The organism is Sphingobacterium spiritivorum ATCC 33861 (assembly GCF_000143765.1).
In the GTDB taxonomy this organism is placed as follows: domain Bacteria; phylum Bacteroidota; class Bacteroidia; order Sphingobacteriales; family Sphingobacteriaceae; genus Sphingobacterium; species Sphingobacterium spiritivorum.
On sequence record NZ_GL379776.1, the window covers coordinates 200,697 to 224,155 of the forward strand.

A 23,459-nucleotide genomic window follows, 5' to 3' on the forward strand; every position below is an offset into this window, starting at 1 on the left:
TTAAAAGATGAACACTTTTACCTAAAAAAAACTTAGAGACTTCAAGGTTTATAATGGCTTTTCTCTTCGTCAGGTTTATAGCCTTGTTAGTTCTATGTTAATTAATTGGTAGGGCAATATTAGAACTATAGAATGACACCGAAGAATGTCACAAAAACACAACCGTTTGCGTAACTAACTATAACGTTTTCGTGTTTACAACACACTTTTATTTACATAAAATGAACATACAATATTCTTATTGTATATAAATTAAATATAAAAGAAAATGAAAGAAGCAAAAAAAAGAGGTTGCGAATAACGAAACCTCCTTTTTCTATAAATGATAGCCTTAGTTAATTTTTTGCATGCAGTGCTACTGCATAAAGTTTCATCTGTTTCACCATTGAAAGCAATCCATTGGCACGTGTCGGAGACAAATGCTCACGCAAACCAATACGATCAATGAAGTAAAGATCTGACTCCACGATCTCTTTAGGCGTATGACCCGACAATACTTTCACCATCAGGCTGACCAGCCCTTTTGTAATAACAGCATCACTGTCTGCCTTGAAAATAATCTTGCCGTCTTCCATATCCGGATGTAACCAGACCTTAGACTGACAGCCTTTAATGGTATAATCCTCCGTCTTATATTGTTCATCGACCAAAGGCAATTCTTTACCCAGTTGAATAATATATTCGTATTTCTGCATCCAATCCTCAAAGAATGAAAAGTCTTCTATGAGTTCATCTTGTATCTCGTTGATTGTCATATTTTACTCTAATTTAGACGAGCATACCTACAGCACGCTCCACTCCTGCTACCAGCTGATCTACCTCTTCCTTTGTATTATAAAATGCAAAAGAAGCACGTACTGTTCCCGGGATACCAAACTGGTCCATGACAGGTTGTGCACAGTGATGTCCCGTACGAACAGCTATTCCCAGTTTGTCCAGAATCACACCTACATCGTAAGGATGCACACCATCTATTACAAATGATAGTACAGAGGACTTATGATCCGCTGTACCGATAATCCTCATTCCCGGAATAGCGGACATCTTTTCAGTTGCATACGCCAGTAACTCTGCTTCATATTCAGCAATTTGGTCAAGTCCGATAGCATTAATATAATCTATTGCATCAGCCAGACAAATACCTGCTTCAATATTAGGCGTACCCGCTTCAAATTTGAAAGGAAGCTCGTTAAAGGTGGTCTTTTCAAACGTTACTTCCTTTATCATATCTCCTCCACCCTGGTACGGAGGCATAGCATTCAGCAAATCTTCCTTTCCATATAATACACCCACTCCCGTCGGACCATACATTTTATGTCCGGAGAACACCAGAAAGTCCACATCCAGATCCTGTACATCCACAGGGATATGCTGAATCGCCTGTGCAGCATCGACCAGTACCGGTACGCCATGCTCATGTGCAATCTGTATCATTTCTTTCACCGGATTGATTGTACCCAAGGCATTAGACACATAAGTGAAAGATACAATTTTAGTCTTTTCAGAAAAAAGCGCCTGATAGGCATCCATATCCAGCTCACCTTTTTCATCCATAGGAATAACTTTCAATTTTGCACCTACTTCATCGCATAACATCTGCCAGGGCACAATATTAGAGTGATGCTCCATCGCAGATATCATGATCTCGTCATCCTTTCCGATATTAGCTTTTCCAAAGCAGGTCGCTACAATATTAATAGCATGAGTAGTACCTGTTGTAATAATAATCTCATGTTCATGAGCAGCATTGATAAAGGCCTGCACCTTACGGCGGGTCACTTCAAATGCATCGGTAGAAATCTGACTCAGAAAATGTACTCCACGGTGCACATTGCTATTCATATCCGTATAGTACCGAACAATAGCATCGATGACCTGCTGAGGTTTTTGTGTGGTAGCCCCATTATCCAGGTACACCAGAGGTTTGCCGTTTACCGACCTGGAAAGAATAGGAAAATCGGCCCTGATTTGGGATATATTGAAATTTTTCAAAATGTATACACGTTTATTAAAGTAGACAAAGTTAATAGTATTTAGACAAAAAATACGTCAGCACACTGTATTCTTTTGAAAAATCGAGAGAATTAACGTTCCTCTAAACAATATGATTTGCATCACTTTCCATTCAAATTATGAAATTATTAAAATACAATTAATCATTATTTAGTTACCTTTGTATGCTATGCAAGAATTAAACCAACAAATACCAGAAGGATCCCGTAAAGAGGTCATGACTTATTTGGAGCCGTTCATGCTGAATGAGATGAGCGAATATTTAAAGCCTGTTGAAGAAATGTGGCAACCGGCAGATTTTTTGCCTGATGCTTCCAGAGATACATTCTTTGAAGAGGTAAGAGACTTGCAGGAAAGTGCTAAAGAACTTTCTTATGATTTAGTCGCAGTACTTATCGGCGATACACTTACCGAAGAAGCCCTTCCTACCTACGAATCGTGGTTGACTATGGTGGATGATGTAGAGAAAAATGAGCAGGGAGGATGGATGAAATGGGTACGCGCATGGACTGCAGAAGAAAACCGCCACGGAGATTTACTGAACAAATATTTATACCTCACCGGGCGTGTTAATATGAAAGAATTTGAGCGTTCAGCTCAATACCTTATACAGGACGGATTTGATATCGGCACAGGACGAGATCCGTATCGTAACTTTATTTACACCTCCTTTCAGGAAATAGCGACCAACGTATCTCATCGCCGGGTAGCCGGTTTGGCAAAAAAACACGGAGATAAACTTCTGGCAAAAATGTGTGGTGTAATCGCTTCAGACGAAGCCAGACATGCTAAAGCATATATGTCTTTTATTTCTCAGGCACTCGTTGTCGATGCAAGTGAAGTAATTCTGGCATTTGAAGATATGATGCGTAAAAAAATCGTTATGCCAGCTCAGTTTTTGAGAGAATCCGGAGAACCTCAGGGAGAAGCCTTTGCTCACTTTTCCGATGCAGCGCAACGTCTGGGTGTATATACAGCAATAGATTATGTAGATATCCTCAAAGAATTAAATACAGACTGGAATATTGATAAACTGACCGGACTGAATGAACAGGCAGAGAAAGCAAGAGATTATCTGCTTAAATTGCCGGATCGCCTCCTCCGGTTGGCAGACCGTATGAAAACACCATTAAAAGAATATAAATTCAAATGGATTTACGGATAAAACTTTAAAAAGCGCTAATAGTTTAGCGCTTTTTTTATTTGTTAAACTATTTTATGATATTTATTAAAAAATAAACCGGATATCAGGATGAAGTACAAGCAAATACATAACAATTCTATCAATCAGATCATGCTGATCATTATTATCATTCTGATCTGCATACTCATCTTCACCAATCTGTCGTACTACCTTCCCGGATTTCTGGGAGCCGTTACCTTATATATTCTCTTTAGAAATGCCTATTTCAAAATGACAGAACAGAGAAAATGGAACAAATCGCTCGTCAGCCTGCTCATGGTGCTCCTAACAGTTGTGTTTATTGTATTTCCGACATGGGGAATTATAAATTACATCACACCAGAGATGACAAATCTTATTGGCGATAAAAATGATATTATCAAAAATTTTAATTCAATAAAAGATTATATAGCAACTGTACCTTTACTAAAAAATGTCGACCTCTCCGAGGAAGCATTGTTAAATATCTTACAAAAACTCACACGTTACCTTCCAAGCATCCTCAACTCAATCGCAGAAGTAGGGGTCAACCTTCTCGTATCTTTATTTGTACTCTACTTTATGCTGGTACATTCCAAACGAATGGAATCGACCATATATCATGCTATCCCCTTTTCACCACAAAGTAAAAATGAGTTGTGGACTGAGGTCAATATGATGGTAAGGTCAAATGCCATCGGAATCCCCATACTGGCACTCTGCCAGGGCTTTGTAGCTATGGTAGGTTATTGGTTTCTGGGCGTTGAAAATCCTATTCTCTGGGGAGGAATGACAGCTGTATCTACCATAATCCCGGTACTTGGAACCATGACGGTATATGTACCGCTGTCTATATTCCTGTTTGCCAATGGGGAGATCGGGAATGGTATAGGATTATTGCTGTACGGATTTATTGTGATTGGTGGTATTGACAACGTGCTTAGATTTACCATACTCAAAAAATTAGGAGACGTCCCTCCGCTGATCACGGTATTCGGAGTACTCCTCGGATTGAAACTTTTTGGAATGCTGGGTGTTATTTTCGGCCCTCTTATTCTATCCTCTGTAGGTGTATTACTCAAGGTCTACAGCAATGAATACGGACGTTCCAACAGTGGTATACCTGATGCATCAGAAGATAAAACGCTCCCCTGAAACAAATACATTTTTGAAAAGAACAGCCTACTGTCATATAACAGTATTCTTACCTTTAAACTTATATTTTTTTCATAGTTTTGAAGCCATAATATCATTAAGAGCAATATCCATATGAATAAGAAGTTAGTTTTAGGAGCAATGAGTATGCTTACAGCAACTCTGCTTTTCTCTTGCAATTCAGAAAACAAACAAGCTACACAGACATCCTCAGAGCAGACAGCTGCTCCAGCAGAAGACCCGCATGCAGGACAAGCAGCTCATAGTCCCGCTCAGGCTGCTCCGCCGATGACAAAAGAAATCGCAAAAGTATTGCCTGCTGATTTCACATTTTACAAACTGAAGTCAGGCATCAGCTTTGGAAAAGCAGATCTTGCAAAAGATAAAAACTCTGTATTCGTTCTTTTCGATCCGGGATGCAGCCACTGTCAACACGAAGCCACTGCCCTGTCCGACAACTACGATAAGATAAAAGGAGTAAACGTTTACTTCGTTTCTATGAATGATCCTGCTTTAATGGCTTCATTTTTTGACACGTTCGGACCAAAATTAAATGGTAAATCAAACGTAGAGCTACTGTATGACCGCAATCAGGAGTTTATCCAGAAATTCCATGTTCCTTCACAGTTCCCGGCTAATTATGTATACGGTCCGGACGGACAGCTAAAAGAGCATTGGGAAGGTGACAAAAACATTAACGAGATTATTGCAGCTTACACAAAATAACACATGATCAATATTGCGATCAACGGATTTGGACGGATAGGACGACATACACTTCGGAATATTCTGCTTAGGAATGTCGGCGAACAATTGCACGTAGTAGCGATTAATGACCTGACGGACACCAAAACACTTGCACACCTTTTCAAATATGATTCGGTACACGGCCCTTTTCAAGGCACCGTAAGTTATGATGAGAATCATCTGTTTATCAATGGACAACAGATACAGGTCAGCAAAGAAAAAAATCCGGAGTTACTTCCCTGGGAAGCACTCTCAATTGATATCGTTATTGAATCTACAGGACATTTTACCTCCGGAAAACAGGCGGCTTTACACCTGAAGGCCGGAGCAAAAAAAGTCATTATATCTGCCCCTTCACCTGACAAAGAGATTCCTACTATAGTTTTAGGCATCAATGATCAAGCATTCGATTTATCCGCTCCTATACTCTCCAATGCCTCCTGTACAACAAATAATGTTGCGCCGTTAGTAAAAATTCTGGATGAAAACTGGGGAATAGAAGACGGGTACATCACGACTGTCCACTCCATGACCGGGGATCAGAATTTACATGATGCACCGCATCGTGATTTGCGTCGTGCACGTGCTGCATCTTCCTCTATTATACCCACGAGTACAGGTGCTGCAAAAGCTATCACCAATGTATTCCCACATTTAGAAGGCCGGTTAGGAGGTGCAGGAATACGTGTTCCCGTATTAAACGGATCACTCACAGATTTCACCTGTACCCTAAAAAAACAGACTACAGTAGAAGAAATCAATGCAAAGTTTCAAGTTGCTGCAAATGGCTCATTAAAAGAAGTGTTGTATTATACTGAAGATCCCATTGTATCTGTAGATATCATAAACAATCCCTATTCATGCGTATTTGATTCGCAACTGACCTCCATTGTAGGCGGGCTTGTAAAAGTAGTCGGCTGGTACGACAATGAATTCGGATATTCCAACAGACTGGTAGATCTGCTCTTAAAAATAGACTCTACAACTGCTACAGTGTAAAAACACGCTGTAGCAGTTGTTAGCAAACTTATATCTACATCTCCCTCTCTACTCCCAGTCCAAATAATGCAAAATCATATTTAACCGGATCCATCGGATCCAGCATCCGGAGATTTTCGGTAAGTTCCAGAGCCGTTTTCCAATTCACTTTATCAAGCGTAATCAACCCGAATTTACGAGCCACCCTTTCCACATGAAGATCGCAGGGACAAATCAGATCCTTTGGATAAATCCGGGTCCAGATTCCAAAATCAACACCGTTATTATCCCGACGCACCATCCATCGCAAAAACATATTTATACGCTTTACCGTTGATTTCTGTACAGGAGCACTGATATGTTTTCTTGTACGTAAAGGAAAATCCGGCAAAGAGAAAAAATAAGCCTTAAAAGCATTCAATGCTTTCTCTACTGAAACTTCTTTAGTCTGTTCCTGACCAATCAAAAAGGCATCTTCCAAAGAATCAAACACTGAGAAATGATATCTGAAAAAGGAGATGAAATACAATAAATCTGTATCATTAAAGGTACGGTGCTTAAATCCCAGCAGCTGTTTCAAGTCCGTCTCCTGATGATGCATTATAAAATCAAAAGGAGCTCCATCCATACGGTCAATCAGCTCCCGGCATTTATTAATAATGGTTTTGCGCTGCCCCCAGGCCAGAACAGAAGCAAAAAAACCCATGATCTCAATATCCTGTTTTCGGGCAAATAAATGAGGAATACAGATAGGATCATTTGGAATAAAACCAGGCTGATTGTACTGTTCAACCTTTTGATCCAGAAATTCTTTTATATTAAAATCAGACATGGTCATCTAAAAAATAAGGCTGTCTCAAATCCGACACTTACATGCTATAACAAGATTCCTATCCTAAGATTTGGAAACAGATAAGCTATGAAAAGATATTTTTGAGACAGCCCCTGATAAAAGTAATACTAAGCCAATGCCTGTTTCAGATCTTCAATCAGATCATCAGCATCTTCTATACCCACCGAAAGACGGAGCAGATTATCCACTACCCCTACCTTTTCTCTTGCTTCCTTTGGTATAGAACCATGTGTCATAGTTGCCGGATGATTTATAAGCGATTCTACTCCTCCAAGTGATTCAGCAAGCGTAAACACCTTGAACCGCGATGAAATACGGAAAGTTTCCTTCATATCAGCCCCTTTAAGGACGATAGAAATCATTCCTCCGAAATCCCGCATTTGCTTTTTAGCAATCTCATGTCCCGGATGATCTTCAAAACCCGGCCAGTAAATCGTCTCTACCTTAGGATGATTTTTCAGGAATTCTGCCACCCTGCGTCCGTTGGCACAATGAGCCTCCATACGAAGATGCAAGGTCTTGATACCGCGAAGTGCCAGAAAAGAATCCTGAGGTCCCGGAGTACCTCCGCAGGCATTATAGTAAAACCATAATTGTTTGTATACTTCGTCATCATTCAGGATCAACGCTCCCATGACTACATCAGAGTGCCCGTTGATATATTTCGTAGCCGAATGCATTACAATATCAGCCCCCAGATCCAGAGGATTCTGTAAATAAGGAGAAGCGAATGTGTTATCGACTACATACAGCGCATTCGCCGCTTTGGCAATCTGACCGATAGCTTCAATATCAGCCAGCTTCAGCGTAGGATTTGTTGGTGTTTCTACCCAGATCAGTTTTGTCTTATCTGTGATGGCAGCACGCACAGCCTCTGCATCAGATGTATTGACAAATTTGAAAGTAATACCATATTGCTCGTATACTTTTGTAAATATACGATACGACCCGCCATAAAGATCATCACCTGTCACCACTTCATCCCCCGGTTTCAACAGTCTCAGCACACAGTCCGTAGCAGCCATACCGCTTGCAAAAGCCAGTCCGTGCTTTCCGTTTTCCAGCGCCGCCAGACAATCTTCAAGAGCCTTACGCGTAGGATTAGTTCCCCGCGAATATTCAAAACCTTTATGATCTCCCGGAGAAGCCTGCTGATATGTAGAAGTCTGATATATAGGGGTCATGACGGCTCCGGTAGTCGGATCTGACTGCTGACCGGCATGAATCGCTTTCGTTGCAAATTTATAAGCCATTATTCTGTTTATTTAGTGAAATGTAAATTTATCAAAAATCTAACGGAGAAGGGAATTTAAAAGTATAATTCAGTTCATCCTGAAGTAAAGATCCGTGTACCTTTTTTTGAAAAGAATCCTCATCCCGAAAAGCTTCAGGAACAGCAAAACCATACTTTCGTGCCGATGCTAAGATCACATCATGCTTCAGCGGATGAGCTGGAGTAACTACATTATACAGCCCGTTTGTAAGATCAAAAGCAAACCCCAGACGGATCAATGCAGCCACGTCTTCCAGATGAACAAAATTGCAAAGCTGCCCGCCGGTGGTACACACCTTATGTTGAAAATATTTCGCAAAAATCCGCTCCTGACCAAATAAGCCCCCCAGCCGGTATACAATCACCCTGCTAAGACGCTGTATAGATTCTTCAGCGCTTAACAACTTTGCATCAAGCTGATTCCTCTCCCATCCGTTCTCAAACATATCACCGGAAACATCCGGATAGATTCCTACAGAACTGAGAAAAATAAGTTTGTTATACGTTAGTCCCGAGACAAACCCGAATACACGATCAAATCTTTTGATAAGGATATCTTCACTATGACGTTTGGTAGCGGGTACACTAATCAGAATATAATCAAAGCTTTCCGGAAAATTATCCGGAACAGCATTTTCATCATCAAAATTATGCACAAAAGCAAAAATACCATCGGACAACAGCCGATGGTATTTTTCTGATGAGGTAGTAGATGCCCATACTTCATGCCCTTCAGCAATCCACAAACGGGCGACATATTCTCCTACCCAACCGCAACCTAATATCAGGTAACGCATATATCAGTAATTTAAAGAAGTAAAACTTCTTATTGTCAATCAATTATTATTAATAAGCTTTAGCAAATAAAACTCGTTTATTAGAAGGTTTACCTGTAAAGATACATACTCCCTCTTCTTCTTTTGCATCCAAAGGCACACAACGAATAGTCGCTTTAGTCTCTTCTTTCACACGCTTTTCAGTTTCCACAGTTCCGTCCCAATGGCAGGAAATAAATCCGCCTTTGTTCTCCAGTACATCTTTAAATTCTTCGTAAGAATTCACTTCTGTAATATGACTATCCCGGAATGTCAGCGCTTTCTGGAAAATATTCTCCTGTATGGTATCCAGCAAACCTTCAATCAGAGCCGATAATCCTTCCTGAGAAACTGTTTCTTTGGTCTGTGTATCTCTGCGGGCCAGTTCAACAGTACCATTCTGCATATCACGTGCGCCAACAGCTACACGCAAAGGCACGCCTTTAAGTTCCCATTCTGCAAATTTGAAACCCGGACGTTGTGTATCACGGTCATCGTATTTAACAGAAATATTTTTTGCTTTCAGCTCTGCACTCAGACCATCCACGAAAACATCGATATTCGTTTTTTCCTCATCCGTTCTGTAAATAGGCACGATCACCACCTGAACAGGTGCCAGCATAGGAGGCAATACCAATCCCTGATCGTCCGAATGTGCCATGATAAGCGCTCCCATCAAACGGGTAGACACTCCCCAGGAAGATGCCCAGACATGCTCCTGTTTACCTTCCTTAGAAGTAAACTTGACATCAAAAGCCTTTGCAAAGTTCTGTCCCAAAAAATGAGAAGTTCCCGCCTGTAAAGCCTTACCATCCTGCATTAAAGCCTCAATACAATAGGTATCCAATGCTCCTGCAAAACGTTCGTTTTCAGTCTTTCTGCCTCTTACTACAGGAACAGCTAAATAGTTTTCCGCAAAATGAGCATATACACCCAGCATTTTTTCCGTTTCCTCTATAGCTTCCTGACTCGTCGCATGAGCAGTGTGTCCTTCCTGCCACAAAAATTCTGCAGTACGCAAAAACAAACGTGTACGCATTTCCCAACGAACAACATTCGCCCACTGATTCACCAGAATTGGCAGGTCGCGGTAGGATTCTATCCAGCCACGGTAAGTATTCCAGATAATCGTTTCCGAAGTCGGTCTTACGATCAGTTCTTCTTCCAGTTTTGCATCTTCATCAACAATAATATTTCCGGCTCCGTCATTCTTCAGGCGATAATGCGTAACTACAGCACATTCTGTTGCAAACCCTTCTACGTGAGATGCCTCCTTAGAAAAGAAAGACTTGGGGATAAATAAAGGAAAGTAGGCATTACTATGACCGGTATCTTTAAACATCTTGTCCAGAATCGCCTGCATGCGTTCCCAGATGGCATATCCGTATGGTTTGATCACCATACATCCTCTTACCGCAGAATATTCGGCCAGATCCGCCTTGATAACAAGGTCATTATACCACTGTGAATAATCTTCTGCTCTACTTGTAATTCCTTTACTCATATATGTATTTCTTCAAAAATATGTAACAATATGTGATTAATTTCCGTCTCTATAAGTAGTGAATGGATTAAAATCCGTAATTTTAAATTATTTTACAGGACGCATTAAACTAATCGCCTAATTCGGCGTCTAAGATAACAAATAAGACTGTAATTGTCGAAGGTTAACTGGTATGGAAATCATGAAAAAAAATAGATTATTATTCGGTGGGTTGGCAATAGCCGCGGTCATAGCACTTGGCTCCTGCTCAACCAATAAGCAAATCACCTATAGAGATGATGTCTATAATAACCAATCTAAGGCTCAGAGAGTGTATCAGAGTCCGGATTATTATTATACTGACGGAGATCAATATGCACAGGATGACTCCTATTATTCGGACGAATATTCGGACGATGAATATAACAACGGATATGATGACATGGGCGAACTGGAATATGCAAACAGAATCAACAGATTCTATTATTCTTCACCCGGTATGTCATATTACGATCCATGGTTTGATCCATGGTACGGATATAGCGGATTTGGATTAGGCCTTGGTTGGGGCTGGGGTGGCGGATGGTCACTTGGCTTTGGCTGGGGTGGTGGTTTCGGTTGGGGCGGAGGCTTCGGCTGGGGTGGTTACCCTTACTACGGATACGGTTATCCCGGATTCGGATGGGGCAATTACTGGGGATATAATTCCTACTATAACTCCTGGGGACATCCTTACTACGGCCACGGACATTACGCAGGTAATTACCGTGTAGCATCCAACCGTTCGACAGCTTACCGTAATAATTATTCTAATGTAAGAACTTCTTCAAGAAGTGCATCTTCAGGAAGAAGCAGCAACAGAAGCGGCATTGCTGTAAGCAGAGATGCAAATGGCAGAATCACAGGTACAAGCTCTGGAAGATCATCACGTTCGACCAGCGGCAGATCTGCAGTTGGCGGTACTGACAGAAGCGGTTCAGGCAGATCAGGAACGGCATCAGGTAGATCCGGAACAGCAAGAGATAACAACGCGATCTACAGAGATACAAGAGATATTAACTCAGGCAGAACCAGCTCAAGACAAGGTACTTCAGAACGTGTAGCTCCATCTACCCGCTCTACATCACGTCCGGCTGAGACCAGATCAAGAGAAACATCTTCAGGTCGTTCTTCTTCAGGCAGAACATATGATCAACCGGCATCCAGACCGTCATATACACCTTCACCATCTTCGGGCAGATCTGCATCACCTAGTATGGGTGGCGGAAGCTCCAGATCTGGAGGTGGATCATCCGGCGGAGGCTCTGGACGTTCCGGAAGACGTTAAACCATAAACAAACGTATTAATAGTCAATATGCTCTTGCGTATTGACTATTATTTTGCAATAAATACTTCATTTACGTATGAATATCAAACACTTACTACTCTCATCATTTTTCCTTTGTGGAATAATAGGAACAGCACATGCGCAATTTGAAAAAGAAGCACTTCTCTTCTCTCAGGAATATCCCGGAGGAACAGCGCGTTTCAAAGGTATGGGTAATGTACAGACCGCTTTAGGAGGCGATCTGAGTTCCATAGCCGGCAACCCTGCAGGTTTAGGATTTTACGGGCAGTCAGATATCGGTGTCACTTTTAATTATTTCAATAATAACAGCAAGACAAATTATTTCGGTCAGTCTAACAGTCAGAATCAGGGCCGTTTTCTGATCGACAATGCCGGTGTTGTTTTCCATTTTCCTTCAGCAAGAGGACTGGGAGCAGATCTGACAGAAGGATGGCTTAATTTTAATGTGGGATTGAGCTACGATAAGACAAATAATTTTCGCAACAAGATTCTGTATTCAGGAACCAATAATGAAAGCACCAAGGGGCAGACACTAGCAGATCTGATGTATACACAGGATAATACGCCCTGGGGGAAAGATCTGTATAGTTCTTATTTTATGGAAGGCTATGCGGATATTGATAAACGAGGGTATTTTCCCCTGGCAAAAGAAGGAGCGGATAAATACCAGCAAAATAATATTCTTGAAAAAGGAGACCGTTCAAGAACAACCCTTTCTTTCGGAGCTAATTACAGCAACAAATTTTATATAGGAGCTTCCTTCTCGATGGTTTCTTTCAAATATGAGACAGCACAGAAGTTTACAGAAGAAGGATCTACTAAAAGCAGCGATGAGATCAAAAGTAGAAACCCAAACTCCCCATATCTTGACCCTACCAAAGCAGAAAGCAAATATGTAGGAATCAAATATGCACTTGACGATTACTACAATCAATATACAGAAGGATCAGGAGTAGATTTCAAATTAGGTATGATATACAAACCTGCACAGGACTGGAATCTGGGACTTACCATAAAGACACCAACCTGGATAGCTGTACAGGACAATACAAATTCCTATACGGATATCTATTATACAGGAGGAACTACAGCATTAGATCCTTACAAGTCAGATTCTTATAATACGGAAGATGATATCAATATCATTACGCCATTTCAATACAGTCTGGGTGTTACAAAATTTTTCCCAAGAGGTCTTATTACCGCAGATGCTGATCTGACAGATTATTCTACAACCAAATTCAGATCGCCGAACCGTTATAATCCGCAAATGGAAGTAGATATGGAAAAATCAGTCAAAGGTATGTACAAAGCGGCAATTAATGCCAGAATCGGTGGGGAATATCTGATCACCAACATTATAAGTGGTCGTGCCGGATTTAATTATTATGGTAATCCATATAAGAACGCAGACTACAGCCACTATACAGGGACCTTAGGTCTGGGTGTAAAATTATCCAGTTCCCTTTATATGGATATAGCGGTAGTACACAATATGCTGAAGTACTATGAAAGTCCGTATACTTTTGAAGAAGGATTCTGGGAGACTCCTAACCCTGTAGCAGAAATTAAAAACAACCGCACAAATGCAGTGTTGACCCTTGGCGCAAAATTCTAAACCAGAGATTATCATTATAAAAAAAGGCTCAGATTCTTTAGAATCTGAGCCTTTTTTATAGCATTTGTTTTTAGCTGTTAGCCTTTTAGCTCCTCTATCTTACGAACGAAAAGGTTATAATTTTCATGTTTCTCTACATATATAAGATCTCCTGCATCTATAAACCCATCCAACGCGACCGCATCGTACCATACTCCATCTATTTCTATCTTACCGGAAGGACGAAGGACAGTTTTTGCAACTCCCTGTTTATGCAAAAGATCAGCCTTTGATACAGAAGAAGTGTACCCCTGATCCGACTTTTGTTCATCTTCCAGAACAAGTCTCTTAAATGCGGAAGATTTCAAAATATTCTTACCAAAGATCACCATTAATATGACGGCCAGAAACATCGAGCCTATTACAATAAGAAAAGAATTAAACAGCATACCCGGATGTGCAAGTTTAAAATCAAAATAATCATTGGATACCATACTAAATGCCAACCCGCACACCAGACAGATAATCCCCAGTATACCTGTGACCCCGAAGCCAGGGATAACAAATATTTCTAACGCGATAAGTATTACGCCTATAAAAAAAAGTGCGATTTCCCAATGTGCCGCCAATCCTTCCATATAAAGAGGCGCAAAAAATAAAGCACCCGCTATAAGAGCAACAGCCAGAGCAAATCCGATTCCCGGAGTCTGCATTTCGGCATAGATACCTCCGATAATCAAGAGAATAAGTGCTCCGCTTACAACCGGATTAATCAGAAAGCCGATGATATTATCAATCATCCCTACTTCGTGCACAGTAACAGTTGGCTTTCTAATACCGAGGTCAATAAATATTTCTTTATTTGCAGACACTTCTGCTTTAGCTACGCCGGCCTTTACAGCTTCGTCTGCGGTCATAGTAAGCAGTTTGCCGTCAGGTTTCAGGTTTGGGATGGAGACTGAGGGATCCACAAAAGCCTCCGCAATCTTCGGATCTCTGCCCTTTGCTTCAGCTGTAGCACGCATCAGTCCTCTCATGTATGATTGATATTTTTCCGGCAGCACCTCCCCTTTTGCATCCACTACGCTTGCAGCGCCTATACTCGCTCCCTTTTGCATATAGATATAATCCGAAGCCATAGCAATCAATGCGCCTGCAGAAGCCGCATTATGATTAATATACACAACTGTCTTCATCGGAGAGTTGAGCAACCTGCTTCGTATAGAATCTGCATAATTGACTGCTCCGCCAAATGTATTCAACTCGACCAGCAAATAAGCCGACTTTAATTCTGAAGCTCTTTTAGTGGCTTTGTCAAATGTACGCCATGCGGCAGGGCCTATTTCATCATGGATACGAACATGATACACTTCCTGTGCCTGCACTGCTGTAATCGCAAAACATGACATCAGAAATAGTATGGTTAAAAAGGTTTTCGTAAATTTGTTCATGTATTCAATCATTGACTGGTTGAAATTTGTGTTGAGCGTAATGGTTAAATATACAATTAATAAAGTATTTGCGGAAAGTTTTTCGGATCCGATCTGGAAAATTGAAGCCGACTCCAATACCCGGTTACTGGCTGTGGAAACCCGTGATCAGGAAAGCACATTGCCTGCCTTTCATGTCATTAGCTTTACAGGTACCCGATTATTAGACAACTTCCGGCTAAAAACTAAAGAATGGACGCTGGCAGATATTCAGGGCGACTACTTGATTCTCAAAAAATTGGGCACCAATACCCCTTATGCAGCAGGAATCACCGTATTACATATTCCGTCCCGTACAATTACCCAACAATGGCATCAGTATTTGCTGATTGATATTTTCAAAGATTTACTCAAAGTAAGACATCATACCATCAGTTCCGGATTTGATGAATATATTTCCCTTTCTACCGGAACTCCGTTACAAACAACGGATAGCGAAATCCAGTATTGCGCTAATCATATCAGTTTTCCGTTAGCTTATAACGGAAATTTACCGCATTTTTTACAATCGACAGTATACGAAGATACGATGTGGATCAGCAAGATCAGACAACGGTATCTTTGGTGCTATCATACCCGGAAGGAGGATAAATTTGACCTGAATATCTGCATATCTGATCAATACAGAGAGATACACAGATGCTGCCTGCTTGAGCAAAATTCTAAAATGATTCCTCAGCCTTATTTTCAAATTGACGATCAAATATTTCTTATGACCTATAATAAACAGGAAATTGTTTCGTATTTAGTATAATTGCATAATTTTTATCATGAACAAACTATTGAAATCATCTCTTTATAAGAAGATAGCAGTCATTGCCTTTGCTAGCTTTTCTATTTCAAATCTGTACGCATCTTCGTGGAAAACAGATTTTAGCCCAAAAGACTCTATAGGCGTTGAAAATGTCAAAGGAGAAATTTATATCCTTCATAAAGTTGAACAAAAAGACACCTACTATAAATTAGGTCGCCAATACAATGCCATAGTGAAAAATATTATGGCGGCAAACAACAGCAAGGATTTGCGTCCCGGAGATACCGTAAAAATTCCTACCGGCCGACCGTTTCAACAAACTGCTAAAGCTGTTACACAACCTGAAAAATCAAAAAATGCAGGCAATCCACAGCAGCAGACTCCTCTTACAGAATACAAAGTCGGAAAAAGCGAAACATTATATGCGATCTCCAGAAGATTCGGTGTATCTGTAGACGATATCAAAAAACTGAATAACCTGACCTCTAATTCACTGAAGGAAAATCAACTGTTAAAAATTCCGAACAATACACCTACACCTCCGAAACCTGTGGAAGAACCCAAGATCGTTCTGACACCCATAGACACGACCCGTGTAGATTCTACAGAACGGGATTCATCTTACAATGAAATCTCGGCTAATAAATATGGTATCCGCGAGAAAAAAGAACGAGGTATTGCAGTATGGATGAGTAATCTGAATTCGGACGGAAAGAGCAACCTTGCACTTCATAAAACAGCTCCTATAGGCACTATCCTCAAAATCACCAATCCGATGACACACAATGTCACTTACGCCAAAGTAGTCGGAAAGTTTAATGACAATGCAGAAACGGAAAATGCCATTGTAGTATTATCCAAATCGGCAGCTTCCTACATAGGAGCTTTGGATAAGCGTTTTTTGGTAGAAATAAATTATGGTGTACCTTTGGAAAATTAAACAGTATCGTATCATAAATGAATAACAAACCCTTCGTCATAGGAATCGCAGGAAGTAGCGGTTCGGGTAAAACATTTTTCTTAAATAGTTTCCTGCAACATTTCTCAAAAGATGAGATTACACTCATCTCACAGGATGATTACTATATTCCGGCAAATACAAAGACTCAGGAAGAAAACAGACTGTACAATTTCGATATTCCGACCTCTATTGACAGATCCGCTTTTTATAATGACATCAAAGACCTCTTCGATGGAAAAACAGTTTTTAAAGAAGAGTATACATTCAATAATCCGGCACTTACACCCAAAATGCTGGAGATCAAACCGGCCCCCATTCTGATTATTGAAGGGCTGTTTATCTTCTATTATACAGAAGTCAATGACTTATTGGATATGCGTATATTTCTGGATGCGGAAGAATCTGTTGCTCTGGAAAGACGTCTGAGAAGAGACCTCATAGAACGCGGATACGATGAAGACGATGTACGTTACAAATGGGTAAACCATGTCGTACCGTCTTATAATGAATATTTATTACCCTACAGAGAATTCTGTGATAAAGTAATCATCAATAATATTGATGATCCGGAACCCATCCGAATGGTGACAGATGAGATCTGTCAGGAAGTGAAGGATAAAATAAAAACAATATAAAAAAAGCGGCTAAGCCGCTTTTTTTATATATCCTTAAATTGATTTTCTGTTATCATCAGAGTTGGTATCGATCAGTTTGTTGTACGGATCTATTCCGACTGCAGTTGGTTTTTCATTTACAATAATAGACAGTTTATTATTGACCTGACCTATCTTATGCTTCTTCACATACAATTCCTTCTGGTCATTATTATCCTTTTTGGATTCAGCAAATACACCCACCTCAATATAATCCTGTAAGGGCAGGGATCGGATCTCTCCTTTTTTGGATTTAGGCTGTGCAGCAGGATTACTGTCATCATATATACGTTTGCCGTTTTTGTCCACTCTGTACTTAGCCACCTGAAAAGCGATATCTACCTGATATTTTCCATTAGCTAACTTCTTACTGGATACATTTTCAACCTTATTCTCATAAAAAGTGATGGTCTCGAACATATCTTTTATTAAATATTGCAATGAATCAGGAGTAGCCCTTCGCAAATGATCTACAAACTCCAGTGAAGTGGTGTAAGGTGGATTTTGGAAGGCTGTCTGTTCCAGATATCCTTTTACAGTTCCGTTAAATACCGCTCCACCCAGATAATCACTCATCGCATACAATACCAGTGAACCTTTCTGGTAATGAATATACTGTTGATTCTCATTGTACATCAACGGTTTTTCACCCAGGCGTTCAGCACTGCGCCCTTTGAGATAATTATCCAGTGCATCTTTCAAAAACTTGCGCATCTGTCCTTTACCGTACCGTTGCTCCAGTACTTTCAGGGAAGAATACTCCGACATACTTTCAGACATCAGGGTTGCTCCCTGTACATTAGCACCTACAACCTGATGTGCCCACCACTGGTGCGCGATCTCATGTGCAGTGACAGCATAAGGATAATCTACGGCATTATGATTCTTTTCATCTACATCAGCAATAAAACCAATGGCTTCTGAAAAAGGTATGGTATTGGCAAATGACTGAGCAAACGTACCTCCGGTATGCGGAAATTCAATAATGCGCAATTGCCTGTGCTGATAAGGACTATATTCGCGGGTGTAATAATCTAATGAAGCCTTACTGGAAGCTAACATCCGGTCCAGATTGTAGTCATGCCCCGGATGGTAATAAATCTCCAGATTGACATCTTTCCATTTATCCTTTTTTACCGCATAACGAGCCGAGTTAAATGCATAAAAATTCAGCATTTCACTGTCCATTTTATACTGGTAATATTTACGGCCATCTTTCGTCCATTCTTTCACCAGGTATCCCGGAGCAATAGCTAACTGATCCTCATCTGTACCTATAGTTGCTTCAAACCGGATCCAGTCTGCATCATTAGAGATATAATTGTTCTGTCTGGCACGTTGATCAGTAGGTTTTGCCATCCTTTCTTTAGCCGGCAATCCGTATTTGATACGGATATCATTATCCACAAGTTCAGATTGATCCGAATAACCTATTCTTGGAAACATCATATTATTTATAAAAGTTCCATTTCCCTTTACAGGTGAATTTTCATGAATCCAGGTATTAGGCTTGTTCATTGTTTCGAAAGTCAACACAATAGAATCGCCCGGTAACAAAGGTTGCTGAAGTGTGTAGATATTGAAATTATACACATCATCTTCTGAAATCAGTTTGACAGGCACATTCCAGTTGAAGGTATATTCGTAATCATTATAATTTACAAATATCGTGTCTATTGCCTGTGCTGTCTTATTTTTGAGTACATATGAAGCCTTTGCCTTGAATGATCTGGATGAAGGGAAAAAATCCAGATTAAACTTTACGTCCACGACACGAGGCTGAGCACGATACTGATATTTTTTATATTTCTTTTCCCATTGTACAGCTTGTTTTTCAATATCGAGTGCTTTATAATACGGATTCTTTACATTATCCTCGTAATAGATCGCAGATCCAATACTTAAAAATCCAAGCAAACATACAGCAAGTATAATACCTTTACTCATATCCAGACCGGATTTCAGCATATTCCATCTTTCTCTGGCTCCGGAAAATATTCCCCTTCTCCAAAGTAACAATCCCAGAATCAACAGTACTATAGCAAACAGGAACCAATAAAACTTGTAGGTCAGGAATGGCAGAATAAACCCAAAGCCGTCCATATCCGAATATTGCAGATTGGGTCCTTGATTAAATTTAAAAATATCCTGTTCGATTCCTGCAAAGGAAAGAAACGGTAAGCCTATATAAAGAATCAGGAGCACAAAAAAGCCACTCAGATAACTTTTAAATAAGGTATGGACAAATACAGCCAGAAAAAGCCAGATGATATTGCTTAACATACCAAACACCATCAAGGTCATAATATATTGTCCGATCTCGAATTTATAATACTGGTAATAGGCCTGATAAGCCATACAGGTCAGGATCACAAGAAGCATCAGAAACAGCTGCATTTTTATTATAGCAATGACTTTGGATAACAGCAGTGTCCAGTTTGGAACCGGCGTAGAATCGATCAGACTTCCCATCCTGGAAATCTCTCCGCGATGAATCAACAGTCCTGAAAACAGGAAAGTCAGAATCATCATGAAAAATTTGAATGTAGAGCCTGGTATCATGACCATTTTCCAGGTAACAGGATAGGTGGACGTTCCGAATATTTCTCCGAAAGTAGAGGCCATCAGGAACACAAATAAAATTCCGATCAGAGAGATAATCAAAAATACCGGATTTTTGACGATATACCTGAAATCATAATTAGAAAGGGACCATGTCGTCTTCAGGTAGTGCCCCATAGAAAAACGATAGTTTACTTTTGGCAGATCAACTTTGAATATACTCCCGAAATTATTCTTGGTAACCCGTTCAGACTTCTTGCTCTTTACCAGAGAAAGTCTGCTCTGTGAAAAAGAAAAGAATATATAAAAGCCGCCAATAAATAATGCCGAAACAGCCAGCCAAATCAGTCTGTTGTAGATGACAACCCCCTCAAAAGGAAGATTGTTTACGTTCTTCTCTTCCGGCGACCAATACTGCGTGTAATATGTGATAGCAGACTCTCCGAAAGGATCAAGCAGCGCTCCCCAGTACCGATTGTCTACATTGCTGCTCAGGTTGTGAATCACTCCCTGCAGCACCATCAGAATCAGAACGGCCACAAAACCCACATACACATTTCGGGTGAGCGTGACCAGTACAAGGATAATAGAACTTATAAAAATCAGATTTGGAATAATCAGTACGAGATAAGTCTGAAAATAGGCAAAAATATGATTAGGCCCCAGCAATTCCTGATTGATCCCCGGCACATACTGCGCTAAAATAATTCCTAATGTAGAAGACAGAACAACAATCAGAACCACTAGCAAGGATCCGAAAAACTTCCCCAGAAGGTAATCTGTCTTTGTAAAGGGGTAACTGAACAGTATGGTATGAACATTATACTGAAAGTCACGGTATATAGAAGCTCCTACGATAGTCGGGATCAGAAAATAAATCAGGGCAGACATGCCGTTGATCATATCACTGATCGCCAACGGAGAGTTCATATAGGTATTGGATGAAGTCGTAGCTGTGATTCCATCAAATATCCCCAGTGACATCAGCATAATCAGCAACGCCAGTCCAAAAAATAAGGCCATGTAAACATATATAGCAGCATTTTTGAACCATCGTTTAAATTCGAAATTAAAGATAGTACTAAACATGACGCTGATCTTTTTTAAGGGCAACAAAATAGACATCCTCCAGTTGAACCTGAGCTTTTACAAATGTTTCGTCAGGTACACTGTCACTATAGACACGAATATTAAGGGTATTATCCTGATTGTAATTGGTCGAAATAACATTAAACTTCCCAATATATTCATCCAGCTGCTCACGGCCGATAATACGCACCCAGATTTTATCATCCAATTGACTTATAGTATCCTTTGGTGTGCCCTGAAGCAGAATCTTACCCCCGTTAAGAATGGCCAGTTCGTGACATAATTCACGGACATCGTCCACAATATGAGTGGAGAAAATTACGGTATGATTCGTTCCGATTTCACGGAGTACATTCAGAAAACGATGGCGTTCAGCCGGATCCAGACCTGCTGTCGGTTCATCTACAATAATTAATTTCGGATCATTCAGCAATAACTGCGCAATACCAAAACGCTGCTTCATACCTCCTGAATACCCGCTTACACTCTTATTACGCACATCCCACAAATTAGTAACTTCCAGTACCCGTCTGATAATTTTTTCCCGGTCAGCACCTGAAGAAATTCCTTTAAGGCGGGCAAAATATTGTAAGAGTTCCTGAGCTGACAGATTAGGATAAACGCCGAATTCCTGAGGAAGATATCCTAATACCTTGCGCAGTTCCATTTGATTCTCCAGCACATTAATGTTATCAAACTGAATACTTCCCGAATCAGGTTTTTGTAAAGTCGCAATAGTACGCATCAGGGAGGATTTACCCGCACCATTCGGACCAAGCAGTCCAAACATTCCGGGAGTAATCTCCAGATTGACATGATCGAGCGCTTTTACACCGTTAGAATAGGTTTTACTAAGTTCTTGGATTAATAAATTCATAAAGCAGTTAACTGTTAATATTGAATTGGTATCTTAATTATACATTTTGTTACAACATACATAAAAAAAATCAGACAATACCGCCTAACCCGCTGAATTGTCATATTTTAAAATATTATTTATAACAAATCTAAACAATATTTATCTTTGCAGCATGATTGATCGAGAAAATCAAATAATGCTTGATTTATGTGCCCCGGAATTACAGATGGAGGATCTTCATAAAAGATTAAATCCGACTGCAGGATTTTCCTGCTGTGTATTCAAAAAGTGCTGCAAAAAATATAAAAGAGGCAGCAGGTGCAAGAAATGTCCCAAAAGATAATGGGTTATTCCTCAATATAGTCCAGATCCCTGGAAAAGCTTTCTTTTAATTGCGTCAGTGCAAATATGGCAATTCCCGAAAGAAGAAATACCATGATCAGAGCTGCTGTTACGATGCCCCATATATCAACAAAATATCCATAGAGCAAGGTAGACGGAATAAGAGCTCCCCTGACAAAGTTCGGTGCTGTCGTGGCTACTGTAGCTCTCAGGTTAGTCCCAAACTGTTCAGCAGCAATAGTCACAAAAGTTGCCCAGTAGCCTACCCCTAACCCCATTAGAAAAGCCAATCCCAGAAAGGTAGGTTCGGTCAGTCCTTTACTATTCAGGTACCAGCACGAACTTATAATGATAAGGATCTGACATATAAAAACCACCTTTTTACGGGATTTAAGCCATTGAGCTAACAGGCCTGCGATAAAGTCGCCAAGTGATATTCCTAAATAGGTAAACATAACCCCTTTTCCTGCACTCAATACGACCGGGGCCCCCAGTGCCTTGCCGATTTCGGGCGACTGTGTAACCAGCACGCCTACCACAAACCATATCGGTAGTCCGATACACATACAGTACAAATAACGCTTAAACCGTACAGTATTATTAAACAACATCCGAAGTTGCCCTTTCTGTACATTCGCAGAATTCATATTATGAAACAGACCCGATTCAAATACACCAACACGCAACAGCAGTAACAGTAACCCCATTCCTCCGCCTACAAAATAAGCGATACGCCAATCAAACAATTCTGCTACAAAGTAAGCCAATATAGCCCCCAGCACTCCTACTCCCGCCACGATCATGGTTCCGTATCCTCTTTTCTCTTTACTCATACTCTCACTTACCAGAGTAATACCTGCTCCCAGCTCACCGGCTAAACCAATACCGGCAATAAAACGAACAATTCCATATGTCGTCACATCATGCACAAATCCATTAGTAATATTGGCAACGGAATAAAGTAATATAGACCCAAAGAGCACTTTCAGACGCCCGTACTTATCTCCGATCACACCCCAGATGACTCCCCCGATCAGCAGCCCTCCCATTTGCATGTTCAATACAAACTCGCCTTTGCTTCGCATATCAGCTTCTGCGACTCCGATATCTCCAAAAGACTGCACCCGAACTATAGAAAAAATAATCAGATCATAGATATCCACAAAGTACCCTAAGGCAGCAACGAAAACAATAATCCATACACGTTTATTGGGGAGCACACTCTGCTGTAGTTCAGACATGATTTGGTTAATTTAGAAAAGCGAATTTAATATAGTTTTCATTTTAATGCAAGATATTCCCGATAAGTTCGACTTCCTCTCAT

The 23,459-nt window shown here is 40.4% G+C and carries 19 protein-coding genes; 9 read left to right on the plus strand and 10 right to left on the minus strand.

Annotated elements, in window-relative coordinates:
• Positions 1-335 precede the first annotated feature (335 nt).
• The gene (locus tag HMPREF0766_RS19820; protein WP_003001411.1) at positions 336-755 is read right to left on the minus strand and encodes a SufE family protein; all 420 of its coding nucleotides are present in this window, start codon (positions 753-755) and stop codon (positions 336-338) included.
• Positions 756-768: 13 nt separating this feature from the next.
• Complete coding sequence (locus HMPREF0766_RS19825; RefSeq protein WP_003001414.1) at positions 769-1,992, minus strand: cysteine desulfurase; 1,224 nt, start codon at positions 1,990-1,992, stop codon at positions 769-771.
• Positions 1,993-2,182: 190 nt separating this feature from the next.
• Between HMPREF0766_RS19825 and HMPREF0766_RS19830 the strand changes: the two genes are divergently transcribed.
• The 4 genes from HMPREF0766_RS19830 (at position 2,183) to gap (ending at position 6,076) form a co-directional block, all read left to right on the plus strand.
• Positions 2,183-3,178 (plus strand): acyl-ACP desaturase, encoded by a 996-nt coding sequence (locus HMPREF0766_RS19830; RefSeq protein ID WP_003001415.1) that lies wholly within the window; start codon positions 2,183-2,185, stop codon positions 3,176-3,178.
• 87 nt (positions 3,179-3,265) lie between these two features.
• On the plus strand, positions 3,266-4,330 hold the full coding sequence (locus HMPREF0766_RS19835; protein WP_003001417.1) for an AI-2E family transporter: 1,065 nt from the start codon (positions 3,266-3,268) through the stop codon (positions 4,328-4,330).
• A 114-nt stretch (positions 4,331-4,444) separates the two neighbouring features.
• Entirely contained in the window at positions 4,445-5,056 is a 612-nt protein-coding gene (locus HMPREF0766_RS19840) for a peroxiredoxin family protein (protein WP_003001419.1), read from the plus strand.
• Positions 5,057-5,059: 3 nt separating this feature from the next.
• Positions 5,060-6,076 carry a type I glyceraldehyde-3-phosphate dehydrogenase gene (gene gap, locus HMPREF0766_RS19845; protein ID WP_003001421.1) on the plus strand — a complete coding sequence of 339 codons (1,017 nt, stop codon included), beginning with the start codon at positions 5,060-5,062 and terminating at the stop codon, positions 6,074-6,076.
• A gap of 34 nt (positions 6,077-6,110) precedes the next feature.
• Here the strand turns inward: gap and HMPREF0766_RS19850 are convergent, their stop codons facing one another.
• From HMPREF0766_RS19850 to proS, 4 genes are all read right to left on the minus strand, one after another.
• Positions 6,111-6,893 carry a TIGR02757 family protein gene (locus HMPREF0766_RS19850; RefSeq protein ID WP_003001423.1) on the minus strand — a complete coding sequence of 261 codons (783 nt, stop codon included), beginning with the start codon at positions 6,891-6,893 and terminating at the stop codon, positions 6,111-6,113.
• A gap of 122 nt (positions 6,894-7,015) precedes the next feature.
• Positions 7,016-8,161, minus strand: a complete 1,146-nt coding sequence (locus tag HMPREF0766_RS19855) for a cystathionine gamma-synthase (RefSeq protein ID WP_003001425.1) — start codon at positions 8,159-8,161, stop codon at positions 7,016-7,018.
• A gap of 31 nt (positions 8,162-8,192) precedes the next feature.
• Positions 8,193-8,978: a Rossmann-fold NAD(P)-binding domain-containing protein gene (locus HMPREF0766_RS19860; protein ID WP_003001427.1), complete on the minus strand. Its 786-nt coding sequence runs from the start codon at positions 8,976-8,978 to the stop codon at positions 8,193-8,195.
• A 49-nt stretch (positions 8,979-9,027) separates the two neighbouring features.
• Positions 9,028-10,500, minus strand: a complete 1,473-nt coding sequence (gene proS, locus HMPREF0766_RS19865; RefSeq protein ID WP_003001429.1) for a proline--tRNA ligase — start codon at positions 10,498-10,500, stop codon at positions 9,028-9,030.
• A 181-nt stretch (positions 10,501-10,681) separates the two neighbouring features.
• Between proS and HMPREF0766_RS19870 the strand changes: the two genes are divergently transcribed.
• Together HMPREF0766_RS19870 and HMPREF0766_RS19875 are read left to right on the plus strand one after the other, a co-directional pair.
• Positions 10,682-11,806 carry a hypothetical protein gene (locus HMPREF0766_RS19870; RefSeq protein WP_236590456.1) on the plus strand — a complete coding sequence of 375 codons (1,125 nt, stop codon included), beginning with the start codon at positions 10,682-10,684 and terminating at the stop codon, positions 11,804-11,806.
• A gap of 77 nt (positions 11,807-11,883) precedes the next feature.
• Positions 11,884-13,446, plus strand: coding sequence for an OmpP1/FadL family transporter (locus HMPREF0766_RS19875; protein WP_003001433.1), 1,563 nt, complete (start codon positions 11,884-11,886; stop codon positions 13,444-13,446).
• A gap of 77 nt (positions 13,447-13,523) precedes the next feature.
• Here HMPREF0766_RS19875 and HMPREF0766_RS19880 read toward each other — a convergent pair whose 3' ends face one another.
• Complete coding sequence (locus HMPREF0766_RS19880) at positions 13,524-14,876, minus strand: NfeD family protein (protein WP_003001436.1); 1,353 nt, start codon at positions 14,874-14,876, stop codon at positions 13,524-13,526.
• Here HMPREF0766_RS19880 and HMPREF0766_RS19885 point away from each other — a divergent pair.
• From HMPREF0766_RS19885 to HMPREF0766_RS19895, 3 genes are read left to right on the plus strand one after another with little or no spacing between them, the layout of a single operon-like run.
• Entirely contained in the window at positions 14,875-15,669 is a 795-nt protein-coding gene (locus HMPREF0766_RS19885) for a hypothetical protein (RefSeq protein ID WP_115388612.1), read from the plus strand. The genes HMPREF0766_RS19880 and HMPREF0766_RS19885 overlap by 2 nt on opposite strands.
• A gap of 16 nt (positions 15,670-15,685) precedes the next feature.
• Positions 15,686-16,609, plus strand: coding sequence for a DPBB and LysM peptidoglycan-binding domain-containing protein (locus HMPREF0766_RS19890; protein ID WP_003001440.1), 924 nt, complete (start codon positions 15,686-15,688; stop codon positions 16,607-16,609).
• 17 nt (positions 16,610-16,626) lie between these two features.
• Entirely contained in the window at positions 16,627-17,265 is a 639-nt protein-coding gene (locus tag HMPREF0766_RS19895; RefSeq protein WP_003001442.1) for a uridine kinase family protein, read from the plus strand.
• Positions 17,266-17,298: 33 nt separating this feature from the next.
• Here HMPREF0766_RS19895 and HMPREF0766_RS19900 read toward each other — a convergent pair whose 3' ends face one another.
• The 3 genes from HMPREF0766_RS19900 to HMPREF0766_RS19910 all read right to left on the minus strand — a co-directional run bounded on the left by HMPREF0766_RS19900 (position 17,299) and on the right by HMPREF0766_RS19910 (position 23,376).
• A complete protein-coding gene (locus HMPREF0766_RS19900) occupies positions 17,299-20,934 on the minus strand; it encodes an ABC transporter permease/M1 family aminopeptidase (RefSeq protein WP_003001445.1) in 3,636 nt (1,211 codons plus the stop codon).
• Positions 20,927-21,811: an ABC transporter ATP-binding protein gene (locus HMPREF0766_RS19905; protein ID WP_003001446.1), complete on the minus strand. Its 885-nt coding sequence runs from the start codon at positions 21,809-21,811 to the stop codon at positions 20,927-20,929. The genes HMPREF0766_RS19900 and HMPREF0766_RS19905 overlap by 8 nt, the downstream gene beginning before the upstream one ends.
• A 329-nt stretch (positions 21,812-22,140) precedes the next feature.
• A complete protein-coding gene (locus HMPREF0766_RS19910) occupies positions 22,141-23,376 on the minus strand; it encodes an MFS transporter (RefSeq protein WP_003001448.1) in 1,236 nt (411 codons plus the stop codon).
• Positions 23,377-23,459 lie beyond the last annotated feature (83 nt).